This is a genomic window from Streptomonospora arabica, assembly GCF_039531585.1.
GTDB lineage: Bacteria > Actinomycetota > Actinomycetes > Streptosporangiales > Streptosporangiaceae > Streptomonospora > Streptomonospora halophila.
The window spans coordinates 109,317-129,437 of record NZ_BAAAQI010000008.1 but is presented as its reverse complement, the minus strand read 5'-3'; the positions used below and the strand labels follow the sequence as shown (position 1 = coordinate 129,437).

Here is a 20,121-nt window from a genome sequence, read left to right as displayed (position 1 = left end):
ATCCGCGCCTCCGCTACTCGGTCGCCGTGTCGGCCTGCGGATCGTAGGGCTGGCCGGTATAGGGGTCGATGGGCAGGCCGGTCTCCGGGTCGATCCGGACGTTCTCACCGGTGTCGGGGTCGCGGTGCTGACCGGTCTCGGGGTCCTCGGCCAGCCCGGTTTCGGGGTCGATCGGCCATCCCGTGACCGGGTCGGTGCTGGCCGAGGGCGAGGGCTCGGCGGTGGGCGAGGAGGAGGGCCGCGGGCTCTGCCCGTTCTCCGGGCCCGTGTCGTCCTCGGCCTCCTGGTCCCGGCTCTGCTCCTGGGATGCGGGCGGCTGCGTCTCGTCTCCCACGCTGCCGCCGGTGGGGTCCAGCAGATTGAAGCTGACGAGGGCCAGGATGAGCACGCCCAGCGCACAGCGGTAGTAGACGAAGGGCATGAAGCTGTGCGTGGAGATGAAGCGCATCAGCCAGGCGATGACGGCGTAGCCGACGACGAAGGCCACGACGGTGCCCACGATGGTGGCCGTCCAGCCGGCGTACTCGTTGGCGCCGATGTCGGTGAGCTTGTACAGCCCGGAGGCGAACACCGCCGGCATCGCCAGCAGGAAGGCGTACTCCGCTGCGTCGGCGCGCTTGAAGCCCAGCAGCATGCCGCCCGTGACGGTGGCGCCCGAGCGCGAGACGCCCGGGATCAGCGCGAGGGTCTGGAACAGCCCGTACACCAGGCCGCGGCTCACCGTCAGGTCGACGAGCGTGCGGTGCTTGCGCGTGTACCGGTCGGCCAGGCCCAGGAACACGCCGAACACGATCAGGGTGAGAGCGATCAGCCGCAGGTCGCGGAAGAGGCTGTCGATCTGCTCCTCCAGCGCCAGGCCCAGGACGCCGATCGGGATCGTGCCGATGATGACGTACCAGCCCATCCGCGCGTTCATGTCCGATCGCAGCTCGGAGTTGACCAAGGACCGCGACCACGTGGACAGGATCGCCCAGATCCGCTTGCGGAAGTAGATGAGCACGGCGAGCTCGGTGCCGATCTGGCTGACCGCGGTGAAGGCGGCCCCGGGATCGGGCCAACCGAGGAAGGCGGATACCACCCGCAGGTGGCCGCTGGAGGAGATCGGCAGGAACTCGGTCAATCCTTGGATCAGGCCGAGGAAGAGGGCCTCGATGATGGACACGGCGGGCTCGGCTCCTGGGTCTTCGGTCGGGTGCGTGGGGCTCCAGTGCCCTGGCGTTCGCGCGTGCGGGAGGCGAATTGCCGCGGCCGACCGTGGGAGCGCAAAGCACGGCCGGGCGCCCGCACGCCGGTGCGCGGGAGCAGCGCGTACGTCGGCGGCGCAGCCGAAGGGGCGGCTCCACGCCGCGTGCGGGGGCAGACCACGGCAGCTTACTGGGATCTCGGGGTGCGTGGCATCCTCGCCGGCCCGGTCGGCCCCGGAGGCGGCACTGCGCGCTCCGGGGCGGATCCGAGCGCCGCCCGCACCGCCGTGACTTTGCGTGACCTCGGAATCCACCGGAGCGGCCCAGAGTCACTGACGGCGGTACGCGGTAATCTCCGCGCCATGGAACAGCGACAGGTGGGCGGATCGGGGCTGTGGGTCTCCCGCACGGCCCTGGGCACGATGACCTGGGGAAAGGACACCCAGGAAGAGGACGCCGCCGATCAGCTCACCGCGTTTGTGGACGCCGGCGGCACGCTGATCGACACAGCCGACATCTACGGCGGCGGCCAGAGCGAGCGCATCGTCGGGCGGCTGGTGAGCGGGGTCGTGCGTCGCGACGATGTGATCATCGCCACCAAGTCGGGGCACACCCCGCAGGGCTTTCGGCCCTGCGACCTGTCGCGCCGCCACCTGCTCGCCGCGCTGGACGCGTCGCTGCGCCGGCTGCGCACCGACCACGTCGACCTGTGGCACCTGCACGTGCGCGACCCCGACACCCCGGTCGAGGAGACCCTGTCCGCGCTGGAGGCGGCCCAGCGCGCGGGCAAGGTGCGCTATGCCGCCACCGGCGACTTCTCCGCCTGGCAGTTCGCCACCTACTCCGCCTGGCAGCGGGCGGCCACCCGGTTCGCGGGCGCCCCGATCGTCGCGGCCGGCTGCGAGTACTCCCTGCTCAACCGCGCTCCGGAGCAGGACCTGCTGCCGGCCCTGCATGCGCACGGCGCGGGCCTGGTCGCCTGGTCCCCGCTGGGCCGCGGGGTGCTCAGCGCCCAGTATCGCAACGGAGTCCCCGGCGAGTCCCGGGCGGCCCGCCAGCACATGGCCGCCTATGTCGAGCCGTACCTGGACGAGCGCAGCAGGCGCATCGTCGAATCGGTCTGCACGGCCGCCGAAGGGCTGGGCGTCTCCCCGCTGGCCGTTGCCTTGAGCTGGGTCCGCGACCGCGAGGGCGTGTCGGCCGCCGCGGTGGGCCCGCGCACGACCGCCCAGCTGGAGGAGATCCTGTCCATGGAGAGCGTGGAGCTGCCCCGGGAGATCCGCGACGCGCTGGACGACGCCTCGTCGGCGCCCCGACCGGAGTCGTCCCCGCGCTGAGGCGCTGAGGCGCGGCCGCGCTGACGGCGGTTCGCCGACCGCCTGCGGTCACCGGCCCCGTGAACAGCAGAGACGACTGCGCTCGGCCCTGCGCCCCGGCACCGTCCGGCCCCCTGCCTGGAGGCGATCGGGGTGATCGTGCGGGCCCCGGGCGCGATCCGGGGCTGTGGGTATCGGCGACCGAGGGTCCGCGGGGGTCGCTAAGCTCCGAGGGACACAGACCACCGTCGGAGAGGACCGTTCACCATGTCCGCCACCCCCGGATCCGAGGCGCCCACGCCGGTGCCGACACCGCAGGGCGCCGCAGGCGGGCCGGGTGCAGCGGGGACCCCCGGCGGGGAACCCGTCGACCGGGCCCGGGCGGCGCTGGAGCGGATGGGAGCGCCCGCCGCGCTCGCCGGTCCCCTGGTGGCGGCGCTGGGCCCCGACGCCGGCGCCGAGGTCTCCGCCGACCCCTGGCGGCTGCTGTCCGTCAGCGGGGTTACCCCGAAGCAGGCCGATTTCTGCGCGCGGCGCGCGCTGGGTGAGGAGGCCTCACCCGACGACCCGCGGCGCGGGCGTGCGCTGGCCGCGCACCTGCTGCGCCGGGCGGCGCGCGAAGGCCACACGGCGCTGGAGGAGCAGCACCTCGCCGGCGCGCTGCGCTCGGCGGGGGTCCGATCGGTGGAGCCGGCGGTGAACGCGGCGCTGGACGCGGGCGACGTCATGCTCTTCGAGATGTTCGACGAGCCCGACGACGACTTCGACGAAGGCGACCCGGGCGAGATGCCCGACCCCGACCGCTGGTACGCCCTCACCCGCCTGGGCCTGGCCGAACAGGACCTGGGCGAGGGCCTGGTCCGGCTCGCCGGCACCAGCGAGCCGATCATGGACTCCGCCACCGCCGCCGAGACCGTCGAGGCCACTGCCGAGCGCCTCGGCGCACCGGTCGACCCGCGCACCGCCGCGGCGCTGGTGACCGTGGCGCTGCGCGGGGTCTGCGTGCTCGAACACGGTGCGGGCGCCCGCGCCGCCGTCGCCCACACCATCGCCTGCGCCGCCGCCATCGCCGCCGACAGCGAGGTCGGCATCGCGGTGGCCGCGCCCACCGCCCAGGCCGCCGCCGAGCTGAACGCCGCGCTCGCCGGACTCGGCGCCGGTGACAGCGCGTCCGCCGTGCCGCTCGCGACCCTGCTCGAAACCCGCGCCCGCGGCGTGCACGGGCGCGGCTCCGAGCGGCCGATCGAGGCGGGACTCGTGGTGGTGGCCGGCGCGATGTGGCTGGACGTGGAGCGCGCGGCCGCCCTGGTCGACGCCTGCGCCGACGGCACGCACCTCGTGCTGCTGGCCGACCGCGCGCAGGCGCCTTCGGCGGCGCCCGGCAACGTCGCGGCCGACTTGGCGTCGTCGCGTACCGTGCACGTCGCCGGACTTCCGGAGGACCCGGACTCCGGCCCGATCGCGCGCACGGCGGCGGGCGTGGCCGACGGCGAACTTGAAGAGGCATCCTCGCCGGGGCGCGAGGTGGTGGTCGTACCGGCCGACTCCGCCTCGGCCGCCGCCCACCGCGCGGTACAGCTCATCACCGACTCGATCCCCCGCGCCTTGGAGATCCCGCCCGAGCGGGTGCAGATTGTCACCGCCACCCGGGGCGGAGAGGCCGGCGCCGACGCGCTGAACACGGCGTGCAAGGAGCGCTTCAACCCCGGGCCCGGCGCCCACGGCGGGCTGGACGCCGGTGACCGGGTGCTCGTCACCGCCGACGGGCCGGGCTATACCGCAGGCGACGTCGGCTACCTGCACGTCGGCGAGGACGGCGGGGAATCCGCCGGCGACAGCCGCCCGGCCCTGGCCGTCGAGCTGCCCGGCGGCGCGCTGTGCCCGGTGGCCGATCCCGCGCACCTGCGCCCCGGCTGGGCCGTGACCGTCGCGGCCGCGCACGGCAGCCGGTGGCCCGCGGTCGTCGCGGTGTTCCCGCCGGAGACGCGGGCGTCGCGGCCCCAGGTCTACACGGCGGTGACGGCGGCGCAGCGCCACCTCTCGATCGTGCAGGCCGCCGGCCCCGCGCTGGCCGAGGCGGTGCGCGAGAAGGCGGCGCTGCCGCGCCACACCCGCCTGGCGCAGGTGCTGCGCGAAGGCTGAACGCCCCGGCTCCGGGCCCCGCCGCCCCTCGTCCGGGCCAGGCCCGCGCGCGCCCGGCCGCAGCCGCGCTCCCGCGGCCGGGCGCGCCTCTGCCCGGTCGTCGCCGCCCAGGCGCGTTCGGCCCTCTTCAGACCCGGTCGACGAATCCGCCGTCCACGACCAGGTTGGCCCCCGTGATGAAGGACGCCGCCGGGCCGGCGAGGAAGGCGACGGCGCGGGCGACCTCCTCGGGGCGGCCGAGGCGGCCCACGGGGATGCGGTCGCGGATGCCGGCGTAGAAGTCGGGGTCGGAGCCGCGCCGGCGGGCCCAACCACCGCCCTCGAACTCGATGGGGCCGGGCGAGACGGTGTTCACGCGCACTCCCTCTGCGGGCAGCCGGTGCCCGAGCGCGGCCGCGTGGTGGTTGAGCGCCGCCTTCACCGCGCCGTAGGCGGTGGGGCCGGCGGGCGGGGTGGTGTGCAGCGCCGAGGTGGAGGAGACGAGCACGACCGACCCGCCGCGCTCGGAGGCCGCGAGGTGCGGCCGGGCGTGCTCGGCCAGGTTCACGAAGGGCATGACGTCGGTGGCGAAGCCGCGCTCCCACTGTTCGGGGGTGGCCGCGCTGCCGCCGGAGACGTTGGAGACCAGGACGTCGATGCCGCCCAGCTGCTCGGCGGCCGCGTCGACGAACCCGCGCAGCGCCTCGCCGTCGGCGACGTCCAGCGCCTGCTCCACCACGGTGCGTCCGCCCGTGCGCAGCTGTTCGGCGGCACGCTGCAGCGGCTCGGCCGTCCGGGCGCAGATCGCCAGGTCGGCCCCCTCCTCGGCGAAGGTCTGGGCGATGGCGCGGCCGATGCCGCGGCTGGCGCCCGTGACGACGACCCGAGCGCCGTGCAGTCCGAGATCCATGGTGGCGGTCCCTTCCTCGTTCGCTGGCGTGGCTGTTCGGCCGTGCGAACGCGAACGCGGGCGCCCCCTTCGGTGGAGGGGCGCCCGCGATCCGCGTCGTTCGGCGGGGGGAAGTCTACGCGCCGGTGGAGTGGAATCCGCCGTCGACGTGCACGGTTTCGCCGGTCGTGGCGGGGAACCAGTCCGACAGCAGCGCGACCACCGCGCGCGCGGCCGGCTCCGGGTTGTTGGTGTCCCAGCCCAGAGGCGCGCGCGCCGGCCAGGAGTCGGCCAGCTCGGCGAAGCCGGGGATGGAGCGGGCGGCCATGGTGCGCAGCGGCCCGGCCGACACCAGGTTCACCCGGACGCCGTGTTCGCCGAGGTAGCGGGCGAGGTAGCGGGCCGTGGACGCGAGCCCGGCCTTGGCCACGCCCATCCAGTCGTAGACCGGGAACGTGACCTCGTTCTCGAAGTCCATGGCGACGATGGAACCGCCGTCCTTCATCAGCGGCAGCACCGCCGTCGACAGCGACTTGAGCGAGAAGGTGGAGGTGTGCATCGCGGTGGCGACGTCCTGCCAGGAGGTGTTGAGGAAGTTGCCGCCGAGCGCCTCCTGGGGGGTGAAGCCGATCGAGTGCACGATGCCGTCGATGCCGTCGACGTGCTCGCGGATGCGGTCGGCGAGGCTGGAGAGGTCCTCGTCGTCGGTCACGTCGAGCTCCAGCACGGGCGGCGCTTCAGGCAGGCGCTGAGCGATCCGCTCGACGAGGGAGAGCCGGCCGTACCCGGTCAGGAGGACGGTTGCACCCTGCTCCTGGCACATGCGGGCGACGTGGTAGGCGATCGAGCTGTCGGTGATCACCCCGGTGACGAGGATGCGCTTGCCCTCTAGGAGTCCCATTCAAGCCTGCCGTTCTGTTCTCGTGTGGTCGGTGGTACCCGGGTTCGGGGGGCGCGTTCGCGGGGGGTGTGTGCGGGGGTGTGTGCGTGGGGCGTACGGGCCGTCGCCGGTCCGTCAGTGGCCCATGCCCAGTCCGCCGTCGACCGGGATCACGGCTCCGGTGATGTAGGCGGCGTCCTCGCCGGTCAGGAACCGCACCGTCTTGGCGATCTCGTCGGCCGAGCCGAAGCGCCCCAGCGGGACGTTCCTCTTGATCTCGGCCTGGCGCTCCTCGGACAGCGCGGCGGTCATGTCGGTCTCGATGAATCCGGGGGCGACCACGTTGACGGTGATGCCGCGCGAGCCCAGCTCGCGGGCGAGAGAGCGGGCGAAGCCGACCAACCCGGCCTTGGACGCGGCGTAGTTGGTCTGGCCGCCGGAGCCCATCAGGCCCACGACCGAGGAGATCAGCACGATGCGGCCGCTGCGGCGGCGGATCATGCCGCGCGCGGCCCGCTTGGCGACCCGGAAGGCGCCGGTGAGGTTGGTGTCCAGGACCGACGAGAACTCGTCCTCGGTCATCATGGCCAGGAGGTTGTCCTTGGTGATGCCGGCGTTGGCGACCAGCACCTCGACCGGCCCCTGCTCCTCCTCGACGCGCTTGAACGCGGCGTCGACCTGGGCCGTGTCGGTGATGTCGCAGGTGACTCCCAGCAGCCCTTCGGGGGGCTCGCCGGAGCGGTAGGTCACCGCGACCTGGTCCCCGGCCGCGGCGAGTTCGCCGGCGATTCTCCGGCCGATTCCGCGGTTTCCGCCGGTGACCAGTGCCGATCGGGACATTTCGTGCTCCTCTGCGCGCCGGACGGCGCTTCGCGACCATGGACGGAATTGAGAGCAGCGTATCGAGCTACCCGGTGGTAAGTGGAACCGAGGCCCGCGGCGCCCGACCCTTGCGACGTGCGTATCCGCACACCCGTCGGGTGCCGCCGCCCCGGGATCCGGTGCCGGCGGGGCGTTCCCGGCGTTTCGGGCGGCGTGCAGCACCGGTGGCGGCGGGGTACGGGTATGCAGGAGTACGTACGCGCCCGCGCGGCCGGACCGCGCCGGAGCCGTCGTTCGCACCGGGAGGCCCACCGTGCGCACCGCCATCGTCGCCACACCCGTCGACTTCGCGTTCTACGGCGACTACGGGGACCGGATGACCACGCCTGCGGGCGCGTCGTTCCAGCGCCCCGCCTACCCGTTCCGGGGCCGCATCGGCGGCAGGGAGTTCCCCGCGGAGGCGGGGCGGTACCACATCTACGCCTCCTACGCCTGCCCGTGGGCCACCCGGAGCCTGATCGTGCGCAAGCTCAAGGGGCTGGAGAACGCGGTCTCGGTGGGGATCGTCGACCCCGTGCGCGACGGCCGCGGCTGGGCCTTCCGCGAAGGGCGCGGTCACGGCCCCGACACGGTGGGGCACTTCACGCTGCTGCGCGAGGCCTATGAGGCCACCGAGCCCGGCTTCGACGGCCACATCTCGGTCCCGGTGCTGTGGGACACCGCCACCCGGCGCATCGTCAGCAACAACTTCCCCGACATCACCGTCGACCTCGACACCTGCTTCAACGCCTGGGCCACGCACGACGTCGAGCTCTACCCGGCGGACCTGCGCGCGGAGATCGACGCGCTGGACGCCCGCATCTACCCCGCCGTGAACAACGGGGTCTACCGCTGCGGGTTCGCGCCCGACCAGCAGGCCTACGACGCGGCCGTGGGCGAGCTGTTCGAGGCGCTGGACGAGCTGGAAAACCGGCTGGCCACCCGGCGCTTCCTCACCGGCGACCACATCACCGAGGCCGACGTCCGGCTGTGGGTGACCCTGATCCGCTTCGACCCCGTCTACCAGACCCACTTCAAGACCAACATCCGCCGACTGGTGGACTACCCCCACCTGTGGGGGTACACCCGCGACCTCTACTCGCTGACGGCCTTCCGCAGGTCCACCGATCTCGACCACATCCGGCGCCACTACTACCTCACCCACGGGGCGCTGAACCCCAGGCGCATCGTCCCCGCCGGGCCCGAGCTGGACCTCGACGCGCCGCACGACCGGGCCCGGCTGAGCAGCGGCGGGCCCGGCACGCCGGTGCTCAGGCCCCGTCGAGGTACCTGAGCCCGCCGTCGACCAGGTACGGCACCACGTCGCCGATCCGGTCGAAGTCGTCGCCGACCGTCTGGCCCTTGCTGTGGCGGTAGTGGATACCCTCCAGGATCACCGCGAGCTTGAAGAAGGCCAGGCCCACGTACCAGTCGAGGGACGAGACGTCGCGGCCCGACCGCTCGGCGTAGCGCGCGATGATCTCGTCGGCGTCGGGGTATCCCTCGGCGGTGTGGGCGTTGCTGACCATGCTGCTGCCGGCCAGGGCGGCGCTGCTGTAGGTGATGATCAGCGCCAGGTCGGTCAGCGGGTCGCCGAGTGTGGACATCTCCCAGTCCAGCACGGCGGTGATCTCGTCGTCGGCGTCCACGAGCAGGTTGTCCAGGCGGTAGTCGCCGTGCACGACCGTCGGCTCGGGCGAGTCCGGGACCTCGGCGCCCAGGCGCTCGTGCAGCTTGTCGATGCCGGGCAGCTCGCGGCTGCGCGAGGCCTCCAGCTGCTTCCTCCAGCGGCGCAGCTGCCGCTCCAGGAACCCTTCGGGCCGCCCGAAGTCGGCCAGCCCCGCGCTCGCGGGGTCGACGGCGTGCAGGTCCACCAGGGTGTCGATCATCGACGCGGCGATGGCGCCGGTGCGCACGGGCCCGAGCGCGTCGAGCTGCTCGGCGCTGCGGTAGGGCACGCCCTCGACGTACTCCATGACGTAGAAGGGAGCCCCGATCACCTCGGTGTCCTGGCACAGCAGCACCGTGCGCGGCACCGGGACGGGGGTGTCGGCGAGGGCGCTGACGACACGGTGCTCGCGGCCCATGTCGTGGGCGGTCGGCAGCACGTGCCCCAGCGGCGGCCGGCGCACGACCCAGCGTCCGCCGCCGTCGGTGACGCTGTAGGTGAGGTTGGAGCGCCCGCCGGCGATGACCTCGCCCGCGAGGGGACCGGAGAGCATGCCGGGGCGCGCCTGCTCCAGGTACTCCCCCAGCCGCCGCAGATCCAGTCCCGGCGGATTCGCCACACCTGTCTCGCCCATGCGCTCTCCCACGCTCTGCTCGCCCGGCGGTCGGCGCCCGAGCGGCCCCGCCTCGCATCGGAGCGGGCCGCGCGGCCGCGGCCGCCTGCTCTTCGCCTCGACTGTGGGCCAACATACCATCTGGTCGGTATCCGCCGGATCCGGTCCACCTCGCTACCGCCGGTACCGGCGTCGCGCCGTCGGCGCCCCGGGCGGAAGCGGGGCGAGCGGCGACGCGGAGGTTGCGCGGCCCCGGCGGCCTGAGGAGGCCGCCGGGGCCGGTCGCGGCTAGTAGGTGACCGAGTCGGCGCCCAGCAGCGACTTCAGGTCGCCGGCGAGCTCGGGGCCCACCCGCACCGGGTAGCCGGGTAGGTCGTAGACCCGCGACTTGACCGGGTGGTCGACCCGGATGGTCAGCGGGGTCTCGCCGCGGTTGGCCTTGAGCACGTGCTTGAGCTCCTCGACCAGCTCGGCGGTCAGCCGCTGCTCCTGCACGGTCAGCAGCATGGGCGGCGGCCCCTCGGCGACGTGGCTGATGTCCAGCGGCGTCAGCTCGAACGCCTGGATGGAGTACTCGCCCTCGCGCTCCTTGACCCGGCCCTTGACCGAGACGGCGGTGTCCTCGGTCAGCACCTCGGAGTAGAGGGTGTAGGCCTCGGCGAAGAACAGCACGTCGATGCTGGCGTCGAGGTCCTCGATGGTGACCTTGGCCCAGGGGTTGCCGGACTGCTTGCTGACCCGGCGCTCCACCGCGGAGATGAGTCCCGCCACCTGCACGTCGGCGCGGTCGCGGCGCTCGCCGTTGTTGATGTCGAGGATGGAGACGTCGCTGGAGCGGGCCAGGATGCGCTCGGCTCCGGCGAGCGGATGGCTGGAGACGTAGAGCCCCAGCATCTCGCGCTCGAAGGCGAGCTTGGTCTTGCGGTCCCACTCCTGGTCGGTCCAGTTGATGTCGAGCCCGATGGGCGCGGACTCGGCCTCCTCGGCGCCGCCGAACAGGTCGAACTGGCCGTGGGCCTCCTGCTTCTTGGCCGAGATCATCGCGTCGACGGCGTGCTCGTGGTGGTTGAACAGGTCCATGCGGGGCTGGCCGAAGCCGTCGAAGGCCCCGGCCTTGACCAGGGACTCCACCACGCGCTTGTTGCACGCGGCCAGCTCGATCTTGGAGACGAAGTCGACGAAGGAGGTGAACTCGCCCTTAGCCCTGCGCGTGTTCATGACCGACTCGACGACGTTGGCGCCGACGTTGCGCACCGCACCCATGCCGAAGCGGATGTCGGCGCCGACCGCGGAGAATCGCAGTCCCGACTCGTTGACGTCGGGGGGCAGCACCTGGATGCCCATCTTGCGGCACTCGGCCAGGTAGACCGCCATCTTGTCCTTGTCGCCGCTGACCGAGGTCAGCAGCGCCGCCATGTAGGAGGCGGGGTGGTTGGCCTTGAGGTAGGCGGTGCGGAAGGACAGGATCGCGTAGCCGGCCGCGTGCGACTTGTTGAAGGCGTAGCCGGAGAAGGGGAGCATGACCTCCCAGAGCGTGTCGACGGCCTTCTGGGAGAACCCGCGCTCCAGCATGCCGGCGTTGAACTTGGTGTACTCCTTCTCCAGGGCCTCCTTCTTCTTCTTGCCCATGGCCCGGCGCATGAGGTCGGCGCCGCCCAGCGAGTAGCCCGCCATCTGCTGGGCGATGGCCATGATCTGCTCCTGGTAGACCAGCACGTGGTAGGTCTCGGACAGGATCGGGTCCAGCGCGTCGTAGAGCTCGGGGTGGATGGAGGTGATGTCCTGGCGCCCGTTCGAGCGGTCGGCGTAGTCGTTGTGCGCGTTGGCCGCCATGGGCCCGGGCCGGTACAGGGCGTTGACGGCCACGATGTCGGAGAACTGGGTGGGCTGCATCCGCCGCAGCAGCGCCCGCATGGCCGTGCCGTCGAGCTGGAACACGCCCAGGGTGTCGCCGCGCGCCAGCAGCTCGTAGGTCTTGGCGTCGTCGAAGCCGACCTGGGACCAGTCGATGTCGACGCCCTCGTTGGACTTCACGTTCTGAATGGCGTCGTCGATGATCGTGAGGTTGCGCAGGCCCAGGAAGTCCATCTTCAGCAGGCCCATCTCCTCGCACTGAGGGAAGGGGAACCCCGTGATGATGGCGCCGTCGGCGTCGCGCTTGTGCAGCGGCACCACGTCCAGGAGCGGCTCGGCCGAGAGGATGACGCCCGCGGCGTGCACACCGGTGCCGCGGGTGAGGCCCTCGATACCGCGAGCGGTCTCCATGACCTTCTTGATCTGCGGGTCCTTCTCCATGAGGGTGCGCAGCTCGACGGCCTCGGCGTACCGCTCGGCGGATTCGTCGTCGACCTCGGTCAGCGAGATCTCCTTGCCGCCCACCGGCGGCGGGAACGCCTTGGTGATCTGGTCGCCCAGCGCGTAGGGCAAGCCGTGGATGCGGGTGGAGTCCTTGACGGCGGCCTTGGCCTTGATGGTGCCGAAGGTCAGGATCTGGGCGACGCGCTCCTCGCCGTAGAGCTCGGTGACGTACTCGATCATCTCCCCGCGCCGACGCTCGTCGAAGTCGAGGTCGATGTCGGGCATGGTGACGCGCTCGGGGTTGAGGAAGCGCTCGAACAGCAGTCCGTGTTCGAGCGGATCGAGGTCGGTGATGCCGAGCACGTAGGCGATCATCGACCCGGCGGCCGAGCCGCGCCCCGGCCCGAGCGCGATGCCGTTCCTGCGGGCGTACTGGCAGATGTCGGAGACCACCAGGAAGTAGGCCGGGAAGCCCATCTCGTTGATGATGTCCAGCTCGCGGTCGATGCGCTCGCGCACCGCCTGGCCGGGGCCGCCGGGGTAGCGGGTGGGCGTGAGCCGGTCGATCTCCTTGCGCAGCCACGACGCCTGGGTCTCGCCCTCGGGGACGTCGAACTTGGGCATCAGGTCGCGCTCGGCGAAGACCTCGTCGAAGGCGCCGTCCTCGACGCTCTCGGCGACCAGCAGGGTGTTGCGGCAGCCCTGGGCCCATTCGTCCAGGCTGACCAGGGCGCGCATCTCCTCGGCGGACTTGATGTAGTAGCCGTCGCCGTTGAAGCGGAACCGGGCGGGGTCGTCGAGGTTCTTGCCCACGCCCACGGCGAGCAGGGCGTCGTGGTCCTGGGCCTGGTCCTGGGTGACATAGTGGGAGTCGTTGGTCACCAGCGGCGGCAGGCCCAGCTCGCGGCCGACCTTGAGCAGGCCGTCGCGGACCTCGCGCTCGATGCTGATGCCGTGGTCCATCAGCTCCAGGAAGACGCTGTCCTTGCCGAAGATGTCCTGGAGCTTTGCGGCGTAGTCGATGGCCTCCTTCTCCTGGCCCAGGCGCAGGCGGGTCTGCACGCCGCCCGAGGGGCAGCCGGTGGAGACCATGATGCCCTCGGAGTGGCGGCTCATGAGCTCCAGGTCCATGCGGGGCTTGCCGTAGTAGCCCTCGATGCTGGCCAGCGACGACATGCGGAACAGGTTGCGCAGGCCGGCGGCGTTGCGCGCCCACATGGTCATGTGCAGGTAGCGGCCGCCGCCGGAGATGTCCTTGCCGCCCTCGGTGTTCTCGTCGGAGTCGCCGCGGCCCCAGCGCACCCGCTTCTTGTGGAACCGCGACTCCGGGGCGACGTAGGCCTCGATGCCGATGATCGGCTTGACTCCCGAGCCCTTGGCTTGCTGCCAGAACTCGTAGGCGCCGAACATGTTGCCGTGGTCGGTCATGGCCACGGCGGGCATCTGGAGCCGAGCCGCCTCGGCGAACAGCGGTTTCAGCTTGGCGGCGCCGTCCAGCATCGAGTACTCGGTGTGGACGTGCAGGTGGACGAAGGGGTCAGCCACGGTCGTTCGAACCTCTTAGCAAAGAACAGCACTGGCGGGAATCGTGTGCCACCTGAGACTAGTCCCGCCGCACGGGCCGCCACCACCACAACACCCGTGCCTGTGGACACACCCCCGCACCGCCCGTTTGCCCGCGCCCCGCCGCTGCGCGGCGCCGCAGGCGGGACCGCGCACCCGCGCCGCGGCGCGGGTCGGCGCAAGGGCCCGCGCTCAGCGGTGGGCCGGTGCCGGGCGCAGAGCGTCCAGCAGGAGCCGGGCGTAGTACGCCCCGATCTCGCGGGGGCTCAGCGCGCCATCGGGGTGGTACCAGGTGCTGAGGTGATGAACGCTGCCGAAGTAGAAGTCGACCACGATGTCGGCGGGTACGCGGTCGGTGAAGACGCCCTGGTTCTGGCCCTCGACGACCAGCGAGCGGAACAGCTCGTGGTACCGGCGGCGCTCGTCGCGCACCTCGCGCTGCTTCTCGGGTCGGAGCTGGTGCAGGGAACGGAACGAGATCGTCGCGTCGTCCAGGTTGTCGATGGTGCTGACCACGACGTCGGCGGCGGCGCGCTCGACGCGTTCGGCCACCGGCCCCTCCTGGCGGGCGATCTCGGTGAGCCGCGACATCTGCAGGCGCAGCACGCGGGCGTAGATCTCGGTGAGCAGGTCGTCCTTGGAGTCGAAGTAGTGGTACATCGCCCCCTTGGTGACGTCGGCGGCGGCGACGATCTCCTGCACCGAGGTCCGGTCGAAACCCTTCTCGGCGAACAGGCGGGTCGCCACGGCCAGCAGCCGCCGCGGTACCGAGGACTCGGCGGACTCGGCGGAGGTCACGGCCGGCATCCCCGTGCCCCCGTGGGTGCGAACGGCCACGTCACGCCCCTTCTCACAGACTGCGATCATTCTGAGCGCCCGCCGGCCTCCCCTGGGCCGCGGGCGGAACACCACCACACAATAGACGCACACCGGCCGTGTGTGGCCGCTGCGGCCGCACGCGGGCGGGCCGCTCCCCGCACGGCCGCGGAGAGGGCCGGCAGGGCTCAGGCCCACCCGGCGTCGTGGGCGAGAATCGCCGCCTGCACCCGGTTGCCCATGCCGAGCTTGGACAGGATGCTGCTGACGTGGGCCTTGACCGTCGCCTCGCGCATGCCCAGGCTGCGCCCGGCCTCGGCGTTGGACATGCCCTGGGCGACGGCGACCAGCACGTCGCGCTCGCGGTCGCTGAGCACCTGCAGCCGCCGGGCTGCCTCGGCGCCGGTGCCGGCGGCCGGGACGGTGAACCGCTCCAGCATCCGCTTGGTGATGCTGGGCGCCAGCATCGCGTTGCCCTCGTCGATGGTGCGCACAGCACCGATGAGGTCGCGCGGCGGCGTGTCCTTGAGCAGGAACCCCACCGCGCCGGCGCGCAGTGCGCGGTGCACGTACTCGTCGAGGTCGAAGGTGGTCAGCAGGACGACCTTGGGCGGGCGGGGCAGGTCGGCCATCATCGCGGCGGCGGTGAGCCCGTCGGTGCCGGGCATGCGGATGTCGAGCAGCACCACGTCGGGCTCCAGCCGCGCGGCCAGGTCCAGCGCCTCGTCGCCGTCGCCGGCCTCGCCGACGACCTCGATGTCCTCGGCGGTGTCGAGGATCATCCGCAGCCCCGAGCGCACCAGCCGCTCGTCGTCGACCAGCGCGGTGCGGATCATTCCGCCGCCTCCCGCAGGCCGGCGCGGTCGGCGCGCGCCGCCGGCAGCACGGCGCCCAGGCGCCACCCGCCGCCGGGCAGCGGCCCCGCACGCAGCTCGCCCCCGGCCAGCACGACGCGTTCGCGCAGACCGGCGAGCCCGTAGCCGCTGGAGGGCGGGGCCTCGGCGGTGGCGGGGGGCGGCGCGGCGTTCTCCACGGTGATCTCCAGGCTTTCGGTGCGGTAATGCAGGTGCACGCGCACGGCGGCGCCGGGGGCGTGCTTGGCGGCGTTGGTCAGCGCCTCCTGCACGGTGCGGTAGGCGGTGCGCTGGGTGTGGGCCGGCACCTCCACCGGGATGCCCTCGGCGCTTCGGTGCACGGGCATCCCCGCGGCGCGCCATTCCTCGACGAGGCGGTCGATGTCCGCCAGCACCGGCTGGGGCGCGGTCGGGGCTGAGTCCGCCTCGGGGGCGTCTCGCAGCACGCCCAGGATCTCACGGAGTTCGGCAAGCGCGTCCCGGCCGGTGCTGCGGATCAGCGCCGCGCTCTGGGCCGTGCGCTCGTCGGGCGCCGAGACCTCCAGCCCGCCGGCGTGCAGCACCATCAGGCTCACCCGGTGGGCGACCACGTCGTGCATCTCGCGGGCGATGCGGGTGCGCTCGGCGGTGATCGCCTGGTCGGCGAGCAGGTGCTGCTCGTGCTCCAGGCGCTCGGCCCGCTCGCGCAGGTTGGCGATGAGCACGCGGCGCGTGCCGATCCACAGGCCCACGGCCAGCGGCAGCCCGTAGACCATGATCAGCACGCTGTAGGCCTGCAAGCCGCCCATCGGACCGAGAAACCGGTACACGGCCAGGAAGCACACCGACAGCCAGAAGGCCCACAGCGCAAGCCTCCGCCGGTCCTCGAACCAGCCCGCATAGGTGAACAGGCCGAGAGCGGCCAGGCTGAAGTCGCCGTAGAGGAGCAGCGCGGCCGTCGCCGCGACGAGCAGAATCGAGGGCCGGGTACGGCGGAACAGCACGACGGTCGAGACCGCCGCGCACACGGTCAGCGCCCCCCAGACGGCAGGAAGAGCGGCGAAGGGAGCCAGGTCGCCGACCAGCGCGACACCGCCCGCCACAGCCATCGCCGCGATGCCGGACAGGCCGTGCGGTTCGGACACCAGCATCAGTCCGGTCCAGGGGAAGACGGCGGCGGCCAGCAGCCAGTCGGCGATGCGGTGCCGACGCGACCACCACCGGTCCCTCAGCGAGGCCTGCGGCGCCGCGGCAGCGCGTGCCGGGGGTGCTGACCGATACTCCGCCATGGGCCGGAGTTTATGCCGCTCCGCACCGGCCGCAGTTCGCCGACCTGCGGTCGGGCACCCTCCCCCGACGAAGGTCGGTGCCCGGGCGCGGCCGCCGGTCAGCGCGGCGGCCGGCCCGCCGCCCGTGCCGCGGAGGGCCCGCTCCGCCCCCGGGCGCCCCGACGAAAGTCGGTGCCGGGACCGCCCGAAGGGCCGAGCGGCGCGCGGAAAGGCGGTCTGCGCACGCCGCCGATCTGGGCCCCGCGGCGGAGCAATCGCCGCCTCCGGCGGCCGTAGCGTTGCCGGATGCGGCGCCGGGAAACCGAATCCCCGGCGCGCACCCGGCGCCGCACCGGCAAGCAGTGCCGTCGTCCGGTCACCCGGTCCCGGTCATACCGTCTTCGAGTCTGGAGAACCACGTGAGCCAGAGCGCGGCCCCGGCCGCCCCCGCACCCGACACCACCGACACGCGGCCCGTGGTGGCCGCCCGCCACCTGACCAAGGTCTACGGCCGCGCCGATTCGGCCGTGCACGCGCTCGACGGGGTCAGCGTCGACTTCGCCCGCGGCGCGTTCACCGCGATCATGGGACCGTCGGGGTCGGGCAAGTCCACCCTGATGCACTGCCTGGCCGGCCTGGACACCGTCTCCTCGGGAACGGTGCACCTGGGAAGGACCGAGATCACCCGCCTGCGCGACAAGCAGTTGACGCTGCTGCGCCGCGACCGCATCGGGTTCGTCTTCCAGTCGTTCAACCTGCTGCCGATGCTCACCGCCGAGCAGAACATCCTGCTGCCCGGCCGCATCGCCAAGCGCAAACACGATCCCGAGCGCTTCCGGCGCATCGTCGAGGTGGTGGGGCTGGGCGACCGCCTCGGCCACCTGCCCTCGGCGCTGTCGGGCGGCCAGCAGCAGCGGGTCGCGGTGGCCCGGGCGCTGCTGGGCGACCCGGAGGTCGTCTACGCCGACGAGCCCACCGGCAACCTCGACTCCCGCTCCGGCGCCGACGTGCTGGCGTTCCTGCGCGACTCGGCGCGCGAGCTGGGCCAGACGGTGATCATGGTCACCCACGACCCGGTGGCAGCCTCCTACGCCGACCGGGTCGTGTTCCTGCGCGACGGGCGCCTGGTCGACGAGGTGTACGGGCCCACCGCCGAGACCGTCCTCGACCGCCTCGTGAAGCTGGAGTCCTGAGCCGCGATGCTGCGCACAACACTCGCCGGCCTGCGCCTGCACAAGGGCCGGCTCGTCACGACCGCACTGGCCGTCGCCCTGGGCGTCATGTTCGTCTCGGGAACCCTGGTCTTCTCCGACACCCTGCGTGAGAGCTTCGCCTCCCAGGTGATGGGCTCGGCGCAGAAGATGGACGCCGTCGTCCTGCCCGAAGACGCGCTGACCGGCACCGTCCCCCGCGAACGACTGGCCGAGGTTCGCGATCTGCCCGAGATCGACCGCGCCTCAGGCGTCACCATGGGCGACGCCCCGCTGCTGGACAAGAAGGGACGCGCGGTCGGCAGCGCGCCCACTCTCGGGGTGTCGGTGGGCGGCCTCAGCCGCTACTCGGCCGTCGAGGGCGGACTGCCCGACGGGCCCGGCGAGGCGGCGCTGGCCACTGTCAGCGCCGACGCCACCGGCTACGAGGTGGGCGATACCGCGACCGTGCTGGGACCCGACGGCGAGAAGCGCGAGTTCACCGTCACCGGGCTGATCGACTTCGGGACCGCCGCCGAGGTCTCCTACCGCGGGGCGGTCGCCTTCGCGCCGCAGACCGCCGCCGAGATGACCGGCGCCGACGGCTTCGCCGAGATCGACGCCGTCGCCGCCGAGGGCGTCCCGCCACAGCGGGCCGTCGACGCCGTCGACGCCGTCGCGGGCTCGGGCACCCAGGTGCTGACCGGCCGGGAGCTGGGCGAGCGGCTGGCCGAGCAGGCGGGCGCGGAGGCCGACGTCATGGCCACCGGGCTGCTGCTGTTCGCGCTCGTGTCGGTCTTGGTGGCCGCCATCGTCATCCACAACACCTTCGCCATCCTGGTGGCCCAGCGCCAGCGCGAGATGGCCCTGCTGCGCTGTGTGGGCGCGGTGCGCCGCCAGGTCTTCACCTCGGTGGTGGCCGAGGCGCTGGTCGTGGGCCTGGTGGCCTCCGCCGTGGGCGTGCTGGCGGGAATCGGTCTGGGTGCGGCCGGCTTCAAGCTCGGCGGCGACGCCTTGAACGCCGGCTCCTCCGGCACAGCGGTCGTCGCCCAGCCGGGTGCGGTGCTGATCGGGCTGGCCGTCGGGACGGCGACGACCCTGTTCTCGGCTCTGCTGCCGGCGCGGCGGGCGATGTCCGTACCTCCGCTCACCGCGCTGCGCACCAGCGCCGTGGCCACAGGCCTGGGCAGGCGCGTCGCCGTCCTTCGGGCCGCGGCGGGCGCGGTGCTGCTGCTCGCCTCGGCCGGGATGGTGTACCTCGCCCGGGGCATCGACGACCCGAACGACGCTCTGTACATGGTCGCCGGCGCGGGCATGGTGGCCTTCGTCGGCGTCGTGGTCGTCAGCCCGCTGCTGGTGCGCATGGCCGTGGGCACGGTGTCGCCGCTGATGCGCACGCTGGGTGTCGCCAGTGCGCTGGCGGCCGACAACGCGGGGCGCAACCCCCGGCGCGCGGCGACGGCCACGATCGCCCTGACGGTGGGCGCCACGCTGATCACCGGCTACTCGGTGGTCAACGCCTCGATGATGACCACGATGAACGGCATGCTCGACGAGCGGTTCCCGATGGACTACCGGATCATGGGCCAGTTCACCGAGGAGGACCCGAACATCCCGCGGGACGTCGCCCGCGACCTGCGCGACGCTCCCGAGACCGCCGAGGTGGTCGCCGAGCGCAGCGCGAGCGGCGGTCCCGGCCCGGACGCCACGCGGTACACCACCCTCGCAGGCGCCCCGCTGGAGCGGGCGGCCGCCGGGGGCGAGAAGCCGGCGGCCGGCGACCTGGCGGACGTGCGGCCGGGCAGCGTCGCGGTGCCCTCCGACTACGCCGCCGGCCGCGGCGTCGGCGACACCGTGAAGGTGGAGACCGAGGAAGGCGAACGCAGCTTCGAGATCGCGGCCGTCGTCGACTCGGCGAACATGTGGCGCGTGCTGATGACGCCCGAGGACTTCGACGCCGCCTTCCCGGACACGGGAGACGAGGCGATCCGGGTCACCGGTGCCGAGGGCGTCGGCACCAAGGAGCTGCGCGACGCCGTCTACGCCGCGGTGGAGGACCACCCCACGCTCCAGGTCGACTCGCTCGCCCAGAAGCGCAAGCAGTACGAGGACATGCTGGACACGGCGTTCCTGGCGATCGTGGCGATGCTCGGCCTGGCGGTGGTCATCGCGGTGTTCGGCATCGCCAACACGCTGGCGCTGTCGGTGCTGGAGCGCACCCGCGAGTCGGCGCTGCTTCGGGCCATGGGCCTCATGCGCGCGCAGCTGCGGCTGATGCTCGTCTGGGAGGCGGTGCTGATGTGCCTGATCGGGGCGCTCGTCGGCATCGGGCTGGGCGTGTTCTTCGGTTGGGCCGCCTCGGCCGCGGTCTTCGAGGACCTGGTCTTCACCGTGCCCGTCGCGCAGATCGCCGCCTTCATCGGGGCGGCCGTCGCGGCCGGGCTGCTGGCCTCGGTGTCGCCCTCGCGCCGGGCCGCGGGCACCTCGATCACCGCCGCCATGGCCGACCAGTAGGGCGGTGCGCGGCCGGAGGCGACACACCTCCCGCCGAGCCGGAGGAACGCGCCGAGCGCGCCGTAGTGTGGCGGCGGGCGGACCGCGGGGTCCGCCCGCCGCCTGC

Annotated in this window: 14 protein-coding genes; 5 read left to right on the top strand and 9 right to left on the bottom strand. The window is 72.8% G+C overall.

What is annotated here, in order from left to right; genetic code table 11:
- Nucleotides 1-13: 13 nt before the first annotated feature.
- Nucleotides 14-1,162, bottom strand: coding sequence for an undecaprenyl-diphosphate phosphatase (locus ABD284_RS15230; RefSeq protein ID WP_344143721.1), 1,149 nt, complete (start codon nucleotides 1,160-1,162; stop codon nucleotides 14-16).
- A 384-nt stretch (nucleotides 1,163-1,546) separates the two neighbouring features.
- Here ABD284_RS15230 and ABD284_RS15225 point away from each other — a divergent pair, with 384 nt between their 5' ends.
- The gene (locus ABD284_RS15225) at nucleotides 1,547-2,521 is read left to right on the top strand and encodes an aldo/keto reductase (RefSeq protein WP_344143719.1); all 975 of its coding nucleotides are present in this window, start codon (nucleotides 1,547-1,549) and stop codon (nucleotides 2,519-2,521) included.
- Between the two features lie 246 nt (nucleotides 2,522-2,767).
- Nucleotides 2,768-4,642 carry a helix-hairpin-helix domain-containing protein gene (locus ABD284_RS15220; RefSeq protein ID WP_344143717.1) on the top strand — a complete coding sequence of 625 codons (1,875 nt, stop codon included), beginning with the start codon at nucleotides 2,768-2,770 and terminating at the stop codon, nucleotides 4,640-4,642.
- Between the two features lie 127 nt (nucleotides 4,643-4,769).
- Here the strand turns inward: ABD284_RS15220 and ABD284_RS15215 are convergent, their stop codons facing one another.
- The 3 genes from ABD284_RS15215 to fabG all read right to left on the bottom strand — a co-directional run bounded on the left by ABD284_RS15215 (nucleotide 4,770) and on the right by fabG (nucleotide 7,230).
- Nucleotides 4,770-5,531 (bottom strand): SDR family NAD(P)-dependent oxidoreductase, encoded by a 762-nt coding sequence (locus tag ABD284_RS15215; protein ID WP_344143715.1) that lies wholly within the window; start codon nucleotides 5,529-5,531, stop codon nucleotides 4,770-4,772.
- A gap of 115 nt (nucleotides 5,532-5,646) precedes the next feature.
- On the bottom strand, nucleotides 5,647-6,411 hold the full coding sequence (fabI, locus tag ABD284_RS15210; protein ID WP_344143713.1) for an enoyl-ACP reductase FabI: 765 nt from the start codon (nucleotides 6,409-6,411) through the stop codon (nucleotides 5,647-5,649).
- A gap of 114 nt (nucleotides 6,412-6,525) precedes the next feature.
- On the bottom strand, nucleotides 6,526-7,230 hold the full coding sequence (gene fabG, locus ABD284_RS15205) for a 3-oxoacyl-[acyl-carrier-protein] reductase (protein WP_344143711.1): 705 nt from the start codon (nucleotides 7,228-7,230) through the stop codon (nucleotides 6,526-6,528).
- A 295-nt stretch (nucleotides 7,231-7,525) separates the two neighbouring features.
- Between fabG and ABD284_RS15200 the strand changes: the two genes are divergently transcribed.
- Nucleotides 7,526-8,545, top strand: coding sequence for a glutathione S-transferase family protein (locus ABD284_RS15200; RefSeq protein WP_344143709.1), 1,020 nt, complete (start codon nucleotides 7,526-7,528; stop codon nucleotides 8,543-8,545).
- Here the strand turns inward: ABD284_RS15200 and ABD284_RS15195 are convergent.
- The 5 genes from ABD284_RS15195 to ABD284_RS15175 all read right to left on the bottom strand — a co-directional run bounded on the left by ABD284_RS15195 (nucleotide 8,523) and on the right by ABD284_RS15175 (nucleotide 16,332).
- Nucleotides 8,523-9,554 carry a phosphotransferase family protein gene (locus tag ABD284_RS15195; protein WP_344143707.1) on the bottom strand — a complete coding sequence of 344 codons (1,032 nt, stop codon included), beginning with the start codon at nucleotides 9,552-9,554 and terminating at the stop codon, nucleotides 8,523-8,525. The two genes, ABD284_RS15200 and ABD284_RS15195, sit on opposite strands and share 23 nt — an antisense overlap.
- 267 nt (nucleotides 9,555-9,821) lie before the next feature.
- Nucleotides 9,822-13,376, bottom strand: a complete 3,555-nt coding sequence (gene dnaE / locus ABD284_RS15190; RefSeq protein WP_344143705.1) for a DNA polymerase III subunit alpha — start codon at nucleotides 13,374-13,376, stop codon at nucleotides 9,822-9,824.
- A gap of 210 nt (nucleotides 13,377-13,586) precedes the next feature.
- Entirely contained in the window at nucleotides 13,587-14,231 is a 645-nt protein-coding gene (locus tag ABD284_RS15185) for a TetR/AcrR family transcriptional regulator (protein WP_386699665.1), read from the bottom strand.
- A 167-nt stretch (nucleotides 14,232-14,398) separates the two neighbouring features.
- A complete protein-coding gene (locus tag ABD284_RS15180; RefSeq protein ID WP_344143703.1) occupies nucleotides 14,399-15,046 on the bottom strand; it encodes a response regulator in 648 nt (215 codons plus the stop codon).
- The gene (locus ABD284_RS15175; protein WP_344143700.1) at nucleotides 15,043-16,332 is read right to left on the bottom strand and encodes a sensor histidine kinase; all 1,290 of its coding nucleotides are present in this window, start codon (nucleotides 16,330-16,332) and stop codon (nucleotides 15,043-15,045) included. Before ABD284_RS15175 ends, ABD284_RS15180 begins: the two co-directional genes overlap by 4 nt.
- Nucleotides 16,333-16,730: 398 nt before the next feature.
- Between ABD284_RS15175 and ABD284_RS15170 the strand changes: the two genes are divergently transcribed.
- Entirely contained in the window at nucleotides 16,731-17,504 is a 774-nt protein-coding gene (locus ABD284_RS15170; RefSeq protein ID WP_344143697.1) for an ABC transporter ATP-binding protein, read from the top strand.
- Nucleotides 17,505-17,510: 6 nt separating this feature from the next.
- Nucleotides 17,511-20,015 (top strand): ABC transporter permease, encoded by a 2,505-nt coding sequence (locus tag ABD284_RS15165; RefSeq protein WP_344143695.1) that lies wholly within the window; start codon nucleotides 17,511-17,513, stop codon nucleotides 20,013-20,015.
- Nucleotides 20,016-20,121 lie beyond the last annotated feature (106 nt).